Source organism: Neobacillus sp. FSL H8-0543, assembly GCF_038592905.1.
Taxonomy (GTDB): domain Bacteria; phylum Bacillota; class Bacilli; order Bacillales; family Cytobacillaceae; genus Neobacillus.
Genome location: NZ_CP151943.1, coordinates 4,554,507 through 4,569,347 on the forward strand (window position 1 = coordinate 4,554,507; position 14,841 = coordinate 4,569,347).

At 41.7% G+C, this 14,841-nt stretch carries 13 protein-coding genes; 11 read left to right on the forward strand and 2 right to left on the reverse strand.

What is annotated here, in order from left to right; genetic code table 11:
- The first annotated feature begins 147 nt into the window (after positions 1-147).
- The 9 genes from NSS81_RS22765 to cysI all read left to right on the forward strand — a co-directional run bounded on the left by NSS81_RS22765 (position 148) and on the right by cysI (position 9,622).
- The gene (locus tag NSS81_RS22765; protein WP_342430894.1) at positions 148-303 is read left to right on the forward strand and encodes a YezD family protein; all 156 of its coding nucleotides are present in this window, start codon (positions 148-150) and stop codon (positions 301-303) included.
- A gap of 78 nt (positions 304-381) precedes the next feature.
- The gene (locus NSS81_RS22770) at positions 382-1,098 is read left to right on the forward strand and encodes a phosphoadenylyl-sulfate reductase (RefSeq protein WP_342430895.1); all 717 of its coding nucleotides are present in this window, start codon (positions 382-384) and stop codon (positions 1,096-1,098) included.
- Positions 1,099-1,113: 15 nt separating this feature from the next.
- Positions 1,114-2,187 (forward strand): inorganic phosphate transporter, encoded by a 1,074-nt coding sequence (locus tag NSS81_RS22775; RefSeq protein WP_342430896.1) that lies wholly within the window; start codon positions 1,114-1,116, stop codon positions 2,185-2,187.
- Positions 2,188-2,393: 206 nt separating this feature from the next.
- A complete protein-coding gene (sat, locus tag NSS81_RS22780) occupies positions 2,394-3,542 on the forward strand; it encodes a sulfate adenylyltransferase (RefSeq protein ID WP_342434125.1) in 1,149 nt (382 codons plus the stop codon).
- Positions 3,543-3,554: 12 nt separating this feature from the next.
- The gene (cysC, locus tag NSS81_RS22785) at positions 3,555-4,154 is read left to right on the forward strand and encodes an adenylyl-sulfate kinase (protein WP_342430897.1); all 600 of its coding nucleotides are present in this window, start codon (positions 3,555-3,557) and stop codon (positions 4,152-4,154) included.
- A 64-nt stretch (positions 4,155-4,218) separates the two neighbouring features.
- Entirely contained in the window at positions 4,219-4,995 is a 777-nt protein-coding gene (gene cobA / locus NSS81_RS22790) for a uroporphyrinogen-III C-methyltransferase (RefSeq protein WP_342430898.1), read from the forward strand.
- 24 nt (positions 4,996-5,019) lie between these two features.
- Positions 5,020-5,745, forward strand: a complete 726-nt coding sequence (locus NSS81_RS22795) for a sirohydrochlorin chelatase (protein ID WP_342430899.1) — start codon at positions 5,020-5,022, stop codon at positions 5,743-5,745.
- Positions 5,746-6,063: 318 nt separating this feature from the next.
- A complete protein-coding gene (locus tag NSS81_RS22800; RefSeq protein WP_342434126.1) occupies positions 6,064-7,875 on the forward strand; it encodes an assimilatory sulfite reductase (NADPH) flavoprotein subunit in 1,812 nt (603 codons plus the stop codon).
- A gap of 28 nt (positions 7,876-7,903) precedes the next feature.
- Complete coding sequence (gene cysI, locus NSS81_RS22805) at positions 7,904-9,622, forward strand: assimilatory sulfite reductase (NADPH) hemoprotein subunit (protein ID WP_342430900.1); 1,719 nt, start codon at positions 7,904-7,906, stop codon at positions 9,620-9,622.
- A 65-nt stretch (positions 9,623-9,687) separates the two neighbouring features.
- Here the strand turns inward: cysI and NSS81_RS22810 are convergent, their stop codons facing one another.
- Positions 9,688-10,107, reverse strand: coding sequence for a hypothetical protein (locus NSS81_RS22810; RefSeq protein ID WP_342430901.1), 420 nt, complete (start codon positions 10,105-10,107; stop codon positions 9,688-9,690).
- A 262-nt stretch (positions 10,108-10,369) separates the two neighbouring features.
- Here NSS81_RS22810 and NSS81_RS22815 point away from each other — a divergent pair, with 262 nt between their 5' ends.
- Entirely contained in the window at positions 10,370-11,389 is a 1,020-nt protein-coding gene (locus NSS81_RS22815) for a VanW family protein (RefSeq protein WP_342430902.1), read from the forward strand.
- 62 nt (positions 11,390-11,451) lie between these two features.
- On the opposite strand, the gene NSS81_RS22820 is transcribed toward NSS81_RS22815, so the two are convergent.
- The gene (locus NSS81_RS22820; RefSeq protein WP_342434127.1) at positions 11,452-14,151 is read right to left on the reverse strand and encodes a cation-translocating P-type ATPase; all 2,700 of its coding nucleotides are present in this window, start codon (positions 14,149-14,151) and stop codon (positions 11,452-11,454) included.
- 235 nt (positions 14,152-14,386) lie between these two features.
- On the opposite strand from NSS81_RS22820, the gene NSS81_RS22825 reads away from it, so the two are divergent.
- Complete coding sequence (locus NSS81_RS22825) at positions 14,387-14,824, forward strand: universal stress protein (RefSeq protein WP_342430903.1); 438 nt, start codon at positions 14,387-14,389, stop codon at positions 14,822-14,824.
- Positions 14,825-14,841: the final 17 nt, after the last annotated feature.

Sequence of the window (14,841 nt, forward strand, 5' to 3'; positions counted from 1 at the left end):
TTACATAAAACCTATGGGTATGGTAGGATTAATTTTAATAATTACACAATCATATCAAAAAGACAGGGTTGTCCCATGGAATCCTGAAAAATTATAACAGGATTCCCTAGCTGGGAGGATCTTTTTAAAAAAGGAGGGCGAATCAAGATGAATGCTGAGGAAAAGGAACAAGTTTTTGCACATGTTGAGAAAATGCTAGAAGCATTAAACTATGGATCTATCACTCTAGTCGTTCAGGATGGAAAAATTATTCAAATTGAGAAAAATGAAAAGATTCGTCTTCAATCAAATAAAAGTCGCTGACTAGACAAACTAGAGGCGGTCTCCTTCAATGCTTAAGGGAGACCGCCTTTTTTTAATATGTGAAGGAGGTTTGAAGTGATGTCTGCTACAGTAACTTTTCAAAATTGGAATCAAATTTCAAATACATTTCCTAAAAAGGATGAGTTCAAAGGAGCACGTTCCGTCTTGGAGTGGGCATACAACAATTATCCTGAAGAGGAAATTGTATATGCGTCCAGCTTCGGCGCAGAAGCTATAGTATTAATTGACTTGATTCAGCAAATAAAACCAGATGCCCATATTGTTTTTTTAGATACAGGTTTACACTTTCCAGAAACCTACGAGGTTATTGACAAGATTGAAGCTCGTTTCCCAAAATTACGGATTGAGCGGAAACTGCCAGCATTAACTCTCGATGAACAAGCAGCGGAGCACGGATCTGCTTTGTGGAAAAGAGACCCTGGACAATGCTGCAATATCCGAAAAGTGATTCCATTACGGGAAACGTTAACAGCAAAACAAGCATGGATTTCAGGGCTTCGCAGGGAACAGTCACCGACAAGGGAAAACACTGAGTTCTTAAATAGGGATGAAAAGTTCGAAAATATCAAAATCTGCCCGCTAATCCATTGGACTTGGGAGGATGTTTGGGCTTATATCAAGGAAAAAGATCTCCCTTACAATACCTTACATGACCACCAATATCCAAGCATAGGCTGTTTTCCTTGTACGCAACCTGTTCTTACGGAGGGGGATTCACGTGCAGGACGCTGGATGGGAAGCAGCAAGACGGAGTGTGGGTTGCACGACCGCTAAAGGAGGCCGTTTCTTTTGCTTACGATAATCGCGATTACGATTGGATTTTTTTTCGCAATGAATATAGGTGCAAGTGGTGCAGCAGCTTCGATGGGAATCGCCTACGGTTCCGGAGTTGTCAATAGGCGACTTGCCCTGTTGCTTTGTAGTATAGCTGTATTTTTTGGTGCATGGCTTGGCGGTGGTGAAGTAGTTAAAACGATAGGAAGTGGGATTGTTCCGAACAGCACATTCACCGTGTCTATCGCCTTGATTGTGCTTGCTTCAGCCGCAATATCATTGTTTTTAGCCAATATTTTTGGCATTCCGTTATCTACTAGTGAAGTAGCGGTTGGATCGGTTATCGGTGCCGGTATCGTTTACCAGTCGTTATTCCTTGGGAAAATTATTTGGATTATGTTTTTCTGGCTCATTACACCAATCGCGGCCTTTGTCATTGCAATTCTTGCTGCCTATCTATTAAAAAATAAACGGCTTAAAAAGTGGATGAACGCGCCGAAGGCAGTACCTGTTCTCACTGTTCTTGTCGTTTTTCTTGGGTTGTTTGAAGCATTTTCTGCTGGGATGAACAATGTAGCAAATGCGGTGGGTCCACTTGTTGGTGCTAGTATTCTCACAACAGGAAATGGAATCTTCTGGGGCGGTTTATTCGTAGCTTTGGGTGTACTCGTATTGGGGCACCGAGTCCTTGAAACAAACGGAAAAAAGATTACCGCACTTAAGTTGGAGGAAGGCTGTGTGATTTCGGGTACAGGCGCCAGCATTGTGACTATAGCTTCGTTATTTGGAATTCCAGTCCCACTGACACAAATTACAACATCATCCATTATCGGAATTGGATTTGCCAATCAAGGCAAGTCGATTTTAAAAAAGGGCATTGTCATTCAGTTGCTTACCGTTTGGGTCGTATCACCAGTGCTATCAATGGTGTTGTCTTACACACTTATCCAATTATTAATTGAACATAATATCTACCCAATTATCGCAATGGGAGGTGTCCTGATTTCCGTGTTTGGCGTGCTGTCACTAATGAAGCGAGAGAAAATTGCCGTAACATTAGCACAAGATGCAGCAAAGGATCAGATTTAACTAGGATGGTAATTTACTAGGAGTGGTTTGCTGAAAAAAGTAAGATTTTCTGTAGATAGCGTTTCACCAATAAAAGGTGATTTTTCTCTGATAAAAAATGTGTCGGTAAAATCCACTGATTACAAAGAGAAATCCAATGAATTCGACGATGAATTTGTATTCTTTACTTAAAAACTAATATACCAATAATGAAAGGTTTGATTTTAATGTCATTTTTACCTAATCCTCATGGAGGAAAACTTATCCAAGCATTTGACCCATACTATGATTATACAAAGCTCGAAAAAGAGATTGAAATGGATGCGATCGCTTTGAGTGACCTCGAGCTGATTGGCGTCGGTCTATTCAGCCCGCTGACAGGGTTCCTCGGTAAAGCCGATTATGAATCGGTTGTCGCCAACATGCGTCTAGCAGACAACACGATATGGTCCATTCCTGTAACGCTCCCTGTATCCTATGAAACAGCTGCCACTCTAAAAGCTGGAGAAGAGCGAAAGCTTGTTTTCAACAAAGAAGTATTTGGTGTCATCAGAGTATCAGAATGGTATGAACCAAATTTGGATAAAGAAGCACTCGAAGTATATAAAACAGAAGAGCTGGCCCACCCAGGGGTAAAACGACTTTATGAAAGAGGTCCAGTTTATGTTGCCGGTGATGTAACATTAGTGAAAAAACCGGAAAAAGGGGTATTTGGAGATGTATGGCTTGAACCGAAGGAAACTCGTGCATTGTTTGCCGAGAAGGGCTGGAAAACAGTAGTCGGCTTCCAGACGCGAAATCCAATCCACCGAGCACATGAGTACATCCAGAAAGCAGCTCTGGAGACGGTCGATGGCCTTTTCGTTAATCCGCTAGTTGGAGAGACAAAGTCGGATGACATCTCTGCTGAAGTTCGTTTGAAAAGCTATCGTGTCCTCCTTGAAAATTATTATCCGTCGGAGAGGGTACAACTCGGCGTCTACCCGGCAGCTATGCGTTATGCGGGTCCGAGAGAGGCAATTTTCCATGCCATCGCCCGGAAAAACTTTGGCTGTACCCATTTCATTGTCGGCCGCGATCATGCTGGAGTAGGTAATTACTACGGAACCTATGATGCACAGCTTATTTTTAGCAATTTCTCCGAAGAGGAACTTGGTATCAAGCCACTGTTCTTTGAACATAGTTTTTATTGCAATAAATGCGAAGGAATGGCTTCAGATAAAACTTGCCCGCATAGTAACGAGGACCGAGTGATCTTGTCTGGAACGAAGGTAAGAGAAATGCTGCGTGCCGGTACATTACCGCCATCGACCTTCAGCAGAAAAGAAGTCGTTGAAGTACTAATTGAGGGAATGAAAGAAGAGACAAGGGTTTAAGGAGGGGTATTAATGTCAAAAGCAACGAATATCACATGGCATTCAGCAGCTGTTTCAAAGGAAGAACGGCGTGTTCAAAATGGCCATGGAAGCTGCGTACTTTGGTTTACCGGTCTCTCAGGTTCTGGAAAGTCGACGATTGCCAATGCTGTTTCAGGCGAATTGTATCGCCAGGGCATTAATGAATATGTACTAGATGGCGATAATATCCGCCATGGTCTCAACCGAGACCTGGGATTTTCGGATTATGACCGAACGGAAAATATTAGAAGGATTGGCGAAGTGGCAAAACTATTTGTTGATAGTGGTGCTGTTGTAACAACGGCTTTTATTTCTCCATTTCGTGCCGATCGGGACCAGGTACGTGAGCTGTTTGAAGCAGGGGAGTTTATCGAAGTTTTTGTGGATTGCCCGCTTGAAGAATGTGAACAGCGCGATCCGAAGCAGCTTTATGCCAAGGCGCGCCGTGGTGAAATTAAAGATTTTACGGGGATTGATTCGCCGTATGAGACGCCGGATCGTCCTGAAATCACGCTCCGCTCAGACCTTTTGTCGGTCGAAGAAGCCGTGAAGCAAATTTTTGGATACTTAAAAGATAAGCACTTTATTTGAGTAAAAGCTAGTCATGCAAGTGGCTGCTTAACTCCAAATGACGAGGAGAAAGGATGGTAGAGCCATGAAAGGAAAGGTTTATTTAGTGGGTGCGGGTCCTGGGGATCCAGATTTGATCACGGTGAAGGGATTGCGATGCCTGCAACAAGCGGATGTTATCCTTTATGATCGGCTGGTAAATCCTGATCTCCTCTTGAATGCAAAGGAAGGTGCCCAACTTGTATACTGCGGGAAGCTGCCGCAATACCATACAATGAAACAGGAAACAATCAACCACTTTCTTGTAAAATACGCTAAAAAGGGACTACTGGTTGTCCGTCTAAAAGGAGGAGACCCTTTTGTATTCGGCCGTGGTGGGGAAGAAGCAGAGGAATGTGCTAAACATAAAGTTCCTTTCGAAATTGTCCCAGGTATTACAGCTGGAATAGCTGCTTCCGCTTATGCTGGGATTCCTGTTACACATCGTACCTTGAGTAAAAGCTTTGCTTTTATTACCGGACATCAGGCAGGAGATGAGGCTGCGGAACATCGATGGTCGCATTTAGCCAATGCCGTAGATACTATTTGTGTCTATATGGGTGTATCCCAACTTTCAACAATAATGGAAAAATTAATTCAGGGCGGCAAATCAGCACAAACGCCGATTGCACTTATACATTGGGGAACTTTAAGTGATCAAAAAATCGTCGTCGGAACTCTTGAGACGATTGAAGAACAGGTGAAAGAAGCTGAAATTTCCAATCCTAGTATGATTGTCATTGGAGATGTCGTCCATCTTCATAAAAAATTGAACTGGTTTCAGGATGAAATTATACCCAATTTGCCCGTCGTCCACGGATAAAGCGCTAAAAAAGGAGCACATCGTATGAAAGCAATTCTTTACATTGGCCATGGGACCCGTTCAAAAAAAGGTGCCGAGGAGGCTCAATCTTTTTTTGAACGGGTAATGGAGAGGGTCGATGTTCCTATACAGGAGATCAGTTTTCTTGAGTTAACAGAACCTTTAATCGAGGAGGGCTTTATAAGGTGCGTGGAAAGGGGTGCGACAACAATCGAGGTTGTCCCGCTCTTCCTTTTGGCAGCGGGACATATAAAGCAGGATATCCCTCAGGCACTGTCATTGCTGCAGGAAAAGTATCCTCAAATCGAAGTAAATGTAAAGGATCCTTTCGGTGTCCAGGGAGGAATTCTTGATGCTGTTGCTGAGTTGGTAAGGGGTAGCGCTAACAGACTAAAACCCCAGGATCGTTTACTTATTGTTGGAAGGGGCAGTAGTGACCCAGGTATTCATTCAGATTTTGCCATGATTGTAACGGGCATTAAGAAAAGACTCGAAATAGAGCACATATCTGTTTGTTATTTGGCGGCTGCTGAACCGAGGTTCCGTAAAGGGTTGGAGACAATCTCAGATTGCTTTGATTCTGGAAGGGTAATCGTCGTACCTTACTTACTATTTTCCGGTCTCCTTAGCACTGAGGTTGAAAATGAGGTGCGAAAACGGCAGAAACAGGGTCAGCAGATTCTCCACACAGGTCCGTTGAGCAGACACCGTGTGATTGAAGATATTGTGATAGAAAGAGCAACAACTTAAAGAAGAGGCAGAGTGGGGATTTTTCCTTAAATTCCATTAAATGTAGTAAGTAGTCTGATTTATGTAGTAAGAGGCTGTAGAAATGTAGTAAGTGACTGTAATTTTGTAGTAAGAGTTAGGAAACTAACTTGAATTTCCATTAAGTTCCAAAAAATGTTGTAAGTAGTCTGATTTATGTAGTAAGGGATTGCAGAAATGTAGTAAGTAACTGTATTTTTGTAGTAAGCATCCGTAGAAATGTAGTAAGTGATAGAAATTGGTTAAAAATACCATTAAAGTATAGTTTGATGAGTTACTATTCAATGTGAGGTGGATATGTTGCAACTTCAGGTAATGAACAGTCCGTTTGATCAGGAGCAGACAGAGCTCCTTAACCGACTTCTTTCAACTTTGACAGAATCACAAAAAGTTTGGCTGAGCGGCTATGTGTTAGGAACAGCACAAGTTCGAGTACACGCGGAAAATCTGTCCTCTCCAAACTCCAACCAGAAAAAGGACGTAACGATTCTTTATGGATCACAGACGGGTAATGCACAGGGTCTTGCGAAAAAGGTGGCAAAGACACTTGAGGGGAACGGCTTTCAAGTAAACGCCATGTCCATGAGCGATTTTAAACCGAATAATTTAAAAAAGGTTCAAAACTTGTTAATCCTCGTAAGCACGCATGGTGAAGGTGATCCGCCTGATAAGGCACTTTCTTTCCATGAATTTCTTCATGGCAGACGAGCACCTAAGCTTACAGACCTTAACTTTTCTGTTTTATCACTGGGGGACAGCTCCTATGAGTTTTTCTGTCAGACAGGAAAGGAATTTGATGCGCGGCTTGAGGAACTTGGCGGTACACGACTTTATCCTCGCTTTGACTGCGACCTTGATTATGATGAGCCAGCAGTCGAATGGCTAGAGGGAGTGCTTGGCAGTTTAAGGGAAGGTCAGGGAGAAAGTGGCGCACCAGCACTGACAACAGCACCACAAGCACATACAATTCAAGCGCTTGAACCAGAATACTCTAGAACCAAGCCTTTTCAAGCGGAAGTGCTAGAAAATATCAATTTAAATGGGCGCGGCTCTAATAAAGAAACCCATCATTTAGAAATATCTTTGGAGGGTTCGGGACTCACCTATGAACCAGGTGATAGTCTGGGGATTTATCCAGTAAATAATCAAGAACTTGTAGCTGCGCTTCTTGAGGAAATCAATTGGAACCCGGAAGAAGTGGTAACGGTTAATAAGCAGGGAGATGTTTTTTCATTAAAAGAAGCGTTGACTACTTATTTTGAGATTACAATTTTAACAAAGGCTCTTCTCGAAAAAGTGGCGAAACTTTCGGAGAATAATAGATTGCTAGACCTTGTATCATTTGAAAATGATACCGAGTTAAAAGCGTACATCGCTGGCCGTGATTTACTTGATCTGGTCCGTGACTTTGGTCCTTGGGGAGTCTCAGCGCAAGAATTTGTCTCAGTTCTCAGAAAAATACCTGCACGTTTATATTCCATTGCGAGCAGCCTTGCAGCTAATCCGGAAGAAGTGCATTTAACGATCGGTGCAGTCCGTTTTCAGGCACACGGAAGAGATCGAAAAGGTGTTTGCTCTACATTCTGTGCGGATACACTTAAGCCGGGAGATACCGTGCCAGTATATATTCAACATAACGAAAACTTCAAATTGCCAACAGACCCTAACTCGCCAATTATCATGGTTGGACCGGGAACAGGAGTTGCTCCGTTCCGCTCATTTATGCAAGAGCGTGAAGAAATGGGAGCGGAAGGAAAGTCATGGCTATTCTTTGGCGACCAGCATTTTGTGACGGATTTTCTTTACCAGACAGAATGGCAGAAGTGGCTAAAAGAAGGCATACTTACAAAAATGGATGTGGCTTTTTCTCGTGATACGGATCAGAAAGTATATGTCCAGCACCGCATGTTAGAACAAAGTAAAGAATTGTTCGAGTGGCTTCAGCTTGGTGCAACAGTTTACATTTGCGGCGATGAGAAAAATATGGCGCATGATGTCCATACGACTTTACTTGCCATCATCGAAAAAGAGGGCGGATTGAGCCGTGAACAAGCGGAAGAATATCTTACTGACATGCAGCAGCAAAAACGTTATCAGCGTGATGTATATTGATTTTTGAATGAAGGGAGTTTGTGCAATAATGGTGAACCGAATACTTAAAGCGCCAGAAGGACCGCCAAGTGATGTCGAGGACATAAAAGAGCGAAGTAATTATTTACGTGGAACACTTAAGGAAGTAATGCTGGAACCTCTCAGTGCAGGCATTCCCGATGATGATAACCGCTTGATGAAGCATCACGGTAGCTACCTTCAAGATGACCGGGACCTTAGGATTGAGCGGCAAAAGCAAAAGCTTGAGCCTGCGTATCAGTTCATGCTCCGGGTTCGTTTACCTGGAGGTGTAGCGACACCGAACCAATGGCTTGTCATGGATGAACTTGCCGAAAGAAACGGTAACGGAACGTTAAAACTAACCACACGCCAAACATTTCAAATGCATGGAATTTTAAAGTGGAATATGAAAAATACGATTCAAGATATCCATAAATCGCTTTTGGATACGATTGCAGCCTGCGGGGATGTAAATCGGAATGTTTTGTGTACCTCAAATCCATATCAGTCAGAGATACATTTAGAAGTATACGAGTGGGCGAAACAATTGAGTAGTTATCTATTGCCACGGACAAGAGCCTATCATGAAGTTTGGTTAGATGAAGAAAAAGTGGCGAGTACACCGGAAGTGGATGAAGTTGAGCCAATGTATGGTCCGCTTTATTTGCCGCGTAAATTTAAGATCGGCATTGCTGTTCCACCTTCAAATGATATCGATGTTTTTTCACAGGACCTTGGTTTTATTGCGGTTATTGAAGAGGGGAAGTTAGTCGGTTTTAACGTGGCAATTGGCGGGGGTATGGGAAGTGCACATGGTGACAAAGAGACATATCCACAGCTCGCAAAAATAATTGGCTTCTGTACACCAGATAAAATTCAAGATTTAGCAGAGAAAGTTATTACGATACAACGTGATTATGGAAATCGCTCTGTTCGAAAAAATGCTCGCTTTAAGTATACAGTTGACCGACTGGGGCTTGAAACCGTTTTGGAAGAACTAGAGAATCGACTAGGCTGGCGTCTGGCAGAAGCAAGACCATTTTATTTTGAAAGCAATAATGATCGTTACGGTTGGGTAAAAGGAATCCAAGGAAAATGGCATTTTACGCTTTTTATTCAAAATGGCCGTGTGGCTGATTCAAATGAATATAAGCTAAAAACGGCATTACGAGAAATTGCAGCTATTCATAATGGCGATTTTCGGATAACAGCAAATCAAAACGTAATAATTGCGAATGTAACAAGCCATAAAAAGAAAAAAATTAATGAACTGTTAGAACAATACGGTCTGACAGATGGTAAGCAACATACCGCACTTCGTCGCAGCTCGATGGCTTGCGTTGCATTCCCAACCTGCGGATTGGCGATGGCAGAAGCTGAACGATATTTGCCAGTTTTGTTAGATAAAATCGAGGAAATCGTGGATGAGAATGGTCTTAGGGACAAAGAAATTACTATCCGGATGACGGGATGCCCGAATGGGTGTGCACGCCCTGGACTTGGTGAAATAGCCTTTATGGGTAAAGCACCTGGAAAATATAATATGTATCTTGGTGCCGCCTTTGATGGCAGCCGTCTAAACAAAATGTACCGTGAAAACATTGGTGAAACCGAAATCCTAAGTGAGCTACGAACACTTCTTTCCCGCTATGCAAAAGAACGTCAGGATGGTGAGCACTTCGGTGATTATGTAATCCGTGCAGGTATAATAAAAGCAACCACTGACGGTACGAATTTTCATGATTGAATAAAAAAATAAAAATAAAAAAGCATCATGCCGATGCTTTTTTATTTTATTTTACTTTTGAGTGTCTAAACCAAATGATAAGAGGAATTACTGTCATCCCATTTAAAGATACCTTCGCGAAGCTTAATGGTTGAATCAAATGGGCGAGGAATCGAGAGGGCATTATCAGGAGCACTCGTCATGTCTTCCGTATGTTCATCAACCATTTGTTTTCTAAGTTGAAGTAAATCAAGTTTTGAAGCTACACGAAGGATTCGGTCTAGTGTGATTTTGCTTTCGACTATCCCATGTGTGTGGCAAATGCTATCCTGAAAACCTTTGTTATATCGGATCATCATGTTTAAATCATTAATACTGGCTACACCGAATACATCTTTAATAATATCGTCATAAAGCAGTTGGGTACCAGTTGCAAACTTTGTCACTTTTTTCTCAGGATTTTCTAAAAAATAAACTGTTTCTATTGTGGATTTCAAGGTTAACACCCTTTTTCTTATTTTTTATCGTGTTGTTCATGAGGACCGATGTAAGTAAACATCGGTAAAGGAGGAGCCAGATTCTCATGTAATAGGATATTTAATTACATTACATTTCATTATAACACATTCCGCCCTTTTTAGAGTAAGTAGGAATTTTCCATAGGGGTGAAAAATAATATAAGTGATGGAAGTGAATTCCTTTTTTTATTTTATCCAAAGTATTTTACATCAGAGAACGGCATCAAATGGAGAAAAGAGGAGAAGGTGAATGGCAATGCGAAGATGGGTTTTCATGTTGTTATTAATTGGAAGTTTGATAGGGCTAGCTGGATGTTCTGCAAACAAAGCAAAGGAACAGGATCTTGAGAAAAAGGTTGCAGAGCTCGAGAAACAGCTTGAACAAAACCAACAAGCGGAGGAAGAAGCGGCAAAAGAGGACAAGGAGAAAGAAGAACAAAAACCAATTGTGGTTAATGTATTAGATCCTGCCACAAAAAGTAGTATTAAGGTCATTAATCCCATTCAACTGGGGTTTGGTAGTGATTATGAAAAATACAAACAGGAAATAACCAAATGGGCAAGAGAGCTAGCGGTGGGTACCGAGACAACTCCCGGATATGACCGAAGGATGATTCCTGATCGAATTGACGCAAATGGTCAGGTCATCAAAGGAACACCAAGAGTGATTCTTGAGGAATCTGAATTAGTAACGAAGGTGTTGGAGGCTTCAGCCAAAGGTGGAGATGTCTATCTACCTTTGCACGTAACGGAAAGTGGCTATAAACCCGAGGACGTTGCTCTTTTAGATGATGTGGTCGTTGCTAGCTTCACAACTACTTTTGATCCAAGCATAACGGGTCGAAATAAAAACATCGAGCTTTCCGCACAGGCGATTCAAAATGTAATTGTGGGTACCGGAGATATTTTCTCTTTTAATACAACGGTGGGGCCGAGTGATGCGGAGCATGGATATCAACCAGCCCAGGAAATTGTGAACAAACAAGTAGTTATGGGGATTGGCGGCGGTATTTGTCAAACCTCATCTACTTTGTTTAATGCAGTGGATCAACTAGCTGTTGAATATGTAGAATGGCATCATCATTCCTTGACTGTTGGTTATGTGCCGCCTGGAAGGGATGCCACGGTTTCCTATGGAGGACTTGATTTTAGATTTCAAAATACCGCAGGTGTCCCATTTTTAATTCAAACGATATATGGAAAAGATACATTAACAGTAGAGGTGCGCACATCTGCCGCCTACCAAAGCCTATTAAAAAAACGCAGTTAATAAAAAGGAAGAGATGTGCGGGAAATTCACAAGTCTCTTCCTTTTTTAAGTATTATAACAGATTAATAACTGCTTGTCTTTTGACTATTCCTCTCCAGTGGTACATGGAAAATTCTTTTGCCTGCTTTCCATAATTCATTAAAAATCACTGGTAAAAGTGAAAGAGTAAGGATGAACAACCAGTCTTTCAATGTTAAGGCATTAATTTCAAAAATACCGTTGAATAACGGTATGTGTACTATAGCAACCTGAATGCCAATTCCTATGAAGATGGATGCTAATAAAAATTTATTTGTAAAAAGGCCAACTTCAAAGAGGGATTTGTGGTTACTCCTTAAGTTAAGGGAGTGGAATAATTGTGAAATACTCAAGGTGATAAAGGCCATAGTCTGAGCATGAATTAGGGCATCCTTTGGGATATGGGCAAAATCAATGCCAAAAAGTGTGGCAGCACCCGTATAAAAGGCGAGGCCGGCAATGAAGGCAAATAGTGTAAGTAAGCCAATGAGCAGTCCATTGATTAATGTAAAAGTACCACTACCATGGGCGAATATGCTCTCTTTAATTGATCGCGGCTGTTCTTTCATGACATCTGGATCATCGGGGTCAAGACCGAGAGAAATCGCCGGGAGTGTATCGGTTATAAGGTTTACCCATAATATGTGAATAGCTGTGAGCGGGGCAGGCCAACCAAGTAAGATGGCAATGAAAAGCGTGATAATCTCCCCAAGATTGCAAGATAATAAAAAGAGAATCGATTTTTTTATATTTTGATAGATATTTCTGCCTTCCTCAACGGCGGCGACGATAGTAGAAAAATTATCGTCCGTTAACACGATATCGGCAGCACCCTTCGCTACATCCGTGCCACTTAATCCCATTGCCACTCCTACATCCGCTTGCTGTAATGAGGGAGCATCATTGACACCATCACCGGTCATCGATGTTATTTCCCCATTTGCTCTCAGCGCTTTAACGATTTTTACTTTATGCTCGGGAGAAACGCGGGCAAATACACGAATCCTTTTAACGATTTCATTTAACTCGTACTCACTAAGTGAATCTAGCTCGAAGCCAGATAGCGTTTCAGACTCCTCCTTTGCAATGCCAAGCTCTTTTGCGATCGCAAAGGCCGTTTTTTTATGGTCTCCCGTTATCATAACGGTGCGGATACCAGCACTTTTACACTGAGCGATAGACGCCTTTACCTCTTCACGCGGCGGATCAATCATCCCAGTTAAACCGAGGAGAATTAATTTGCTTTCGAGTTTATCCTGGGTAAATTCCTCAGCAGAATCCATTTCTTTATATGCAATTGCAAGTACTCTTAGCGCTTCTTCGGACATTGCGTCTGCCTGAGCTTTTACCTTTTCACTTTCAGCGGGATTGAAGCCAATCTTTACGCCATTTTTCATGATAGAAGAAGTTAACGGGAGAATGCTTTCTAATGCACCTTTTACCGTAACAAAATACCGTCCTTCCTGTTGCTGCACAGTAGTCATCATTTTACGCTCGGAATCAAATGGAATTTCGAAAACTCGTGGATAGCTTTGGTCCAAGACTTGTTTATCATAACCCGCTTTCCTTGCAGCTGAAACAAGAGCAATCTCTGTTGGGTCACCGGTTTGTTCCGTATCGGTAACAGTGGCATCATTACACAAAGCCATTGCTTCAAAAAATAGGTTTTCTTTGTCCTTGTGATTAGCTATTTCACCTAGGGGAGAATACACATCGTTGGCAAAGACGGTTGTCACCGTCATTTTATTTTGGGTAAGAGTTCCCGTTTTATCAGAACAAATGACGCTCACGGCACCGAGTGTTTCAACGGCAGGAAGCTTTCGCACGACTGCACGCCTCTTAATCATTCGTTGAACACCAAGCGCGAGGACAATCGTTACAATTGCGGGAAGTCCTTCTGGAATGGCTGCAACGGCAAGACTGACAGCAATTAAAAACATATCAAGCACATCGCGTCCTTGAAAAAAGCCGATAAAGAAGATAACAGCTGAGATAATTACGGCACCAATGCCAAGGACTTTTCCTAGTTCGGCCAGTTTTAGCTGCAGCGGAGTCAGTTCCCGTTTTTGATTACCAAGCATGCCTGCAATTTTTCCGATTTCTGTCTTCATTCCCGTACCAACTACAACCCCAACGCCACGGCCATAGGTAGATACGGTTGACATGAAGGCCATATTGTATTGGTCTGCGGTGGATATTTCGTTTTCAGTTTGCCAGTTTGCATTTTTGTCTACAGGTACCGATTCTCCGGTCAGTGATGATTCCTCAATTTTTAAATTCACGGTTTCAATTAAACGCAAATCAGCAGGAATAAACCTTCCTGCATCTAACATCACAATATCACCGGGTACAAGCTGTTCTGAGGGAATTTCTTTGATTACACCATCGCGTTTGACAATCGCTCTTGGGGTGGTCATTTTCTTCAATTCCTCTAATGCTTTTTCCGCTTTTGATTCTTGGATGACACCGATAACCGAATTAAGCAGGATAACAAGAACGATTATTACGGCATCGCTATATTCTCCAACAACAACAGAAATAACAGCAGCGACAATTAAAATATAGATTAAGGGACTGTTAATTTGTTCGAAAAACAACATAAAAATAGATGGTTTTTTGTGTTCGGTAAATACATTTGCGCCAACGGCAGCTAAACGTTTTTCTGCTTCAATCGTCGTCAGGCCAGTAAGAGGATCTGTGTTTAACTCAGCAACGACTTTCTCATTACTTTTCGTGAACCACATGACATCTTCACCTTTCAGATTCAATTAATTTGGTAATACTATCTATTTTAATTTAACCACATTTGAGCTTTTATTGCTGATTAAATGTGAGAATAGTAACAAATTCACAAATAATTCAAATATTTAAAAATGTTCGTGTGTTTATATTGATACAATTAAATTAGGAAGAAGTATTCTCAGGCCATTTCTAATGATTGTTGTTGTATTTTTGACAAATTCTTAGGGGGTTTAAAAAATGAAAGAGCGTATTTTAGTTGCGATTGATGGGTCAGATAATTCCCTTCAGGCATTGGCCGAGGCGGTTAAATTAGCTGAAGCGAATCCAAGTAAACTTTATCTGGTAAATGTTCAACCTTCCTTCCATACCATTCATACGAGATTATTTATCGGAGAAAATATGATTAGAGAGTATCAGACAGAACTGTTTGAAAAGGCCGTAGAGCCTGCAGTCCAGTATCTAGAAGGCCGGGATATCGATTATGTCGTGTTAATGAAGGTCGGTGATCCAATTTATCAAATATGTCACCTCGCAAGAGACTTAAATGCAAAGTATATCGTCATGGGCTCACGTGGTATGGGTTTAATCCGAGGAACGGTATTGGGAAGCGTTTCTTCCGGAGTTCTCCATGAAACGGAAATACCGATGTTAATCATTCCGCAAAAAGTGAAGTAACTAGTGAATGAAAATCC

Excerpts from the sequence above, each read along its gene's own strand:
- NSS81_RS22765 (WP_342430894.1), top strand. The coding sequence starts at position 148 with ATGAATGCTGAGGAAAAGGAACAAGTTTTTGCACATGTTGAGAAAATG.
- NSS81_RS22770 (WP_342430895.1), top strand. The coding sequence starts at position 382 with ATGTCTGCTACAGTAACTTTTCAAAATTGGAATCAAATTTCAAATACA.
- sat (WP_342434125.1), top strand. The coding sequence starts at position 2,394 with ATGTCATTTTTACCTAATCCTCATGGAGGAAAACTTATCCAAGCATTT.
- NSS81_RS22820 (WP_342434127.1), bottom strand. The coding sequence starts at position 14,151 with ATGTGGTTCACGAAAAGTAATGAGAAAGTCGTTGCTGAGTTAAACACA.
- cobA (WP_342430898.1), top strand. The coding sequence starts at position 4,219 with ATGAAAGGAAAGGTTTATTTAGTGGGTGCGGGTCCTGGGGATCCAGAT.
- NSS81_RS22825 (WP_342430903.1), top strand. The coding sequence starts at position 14,387 with ATGAAAGAGCGTATTTTAGTTGCGATTGATGGGTCAGATAATTCCCTT.
- cysI (WP_342430900.1), top strand. The coding sequence starts at position 7,904 with ATGGTGAACCGAATACTTAAAGCGCCAGAAGGACCGCCAAGTGATGTC.
- cysC (WP_342430897.1), top strand. The coding sequence starts at position 3,555 with ATGTCAAAAGCAACGAATATCACATGGCATTCAGCAGCTGTTTCAAAG.
- NSS81_RS22815 (WP_342430902.1), top strand. The coding sequence starts at position 10,370 with ATGGCAATGCGAAGATGGGTTTTCATGTTGTTATTAATTGGAAGTTTG.
- NSS81_RS22795 (WP_342430899.1), top strand. The coding sequence starts at position 5,020 with ATGAAAGCAATTCTTTACATTGGCCATGGGACCCGTTCAAAAAAAGGT.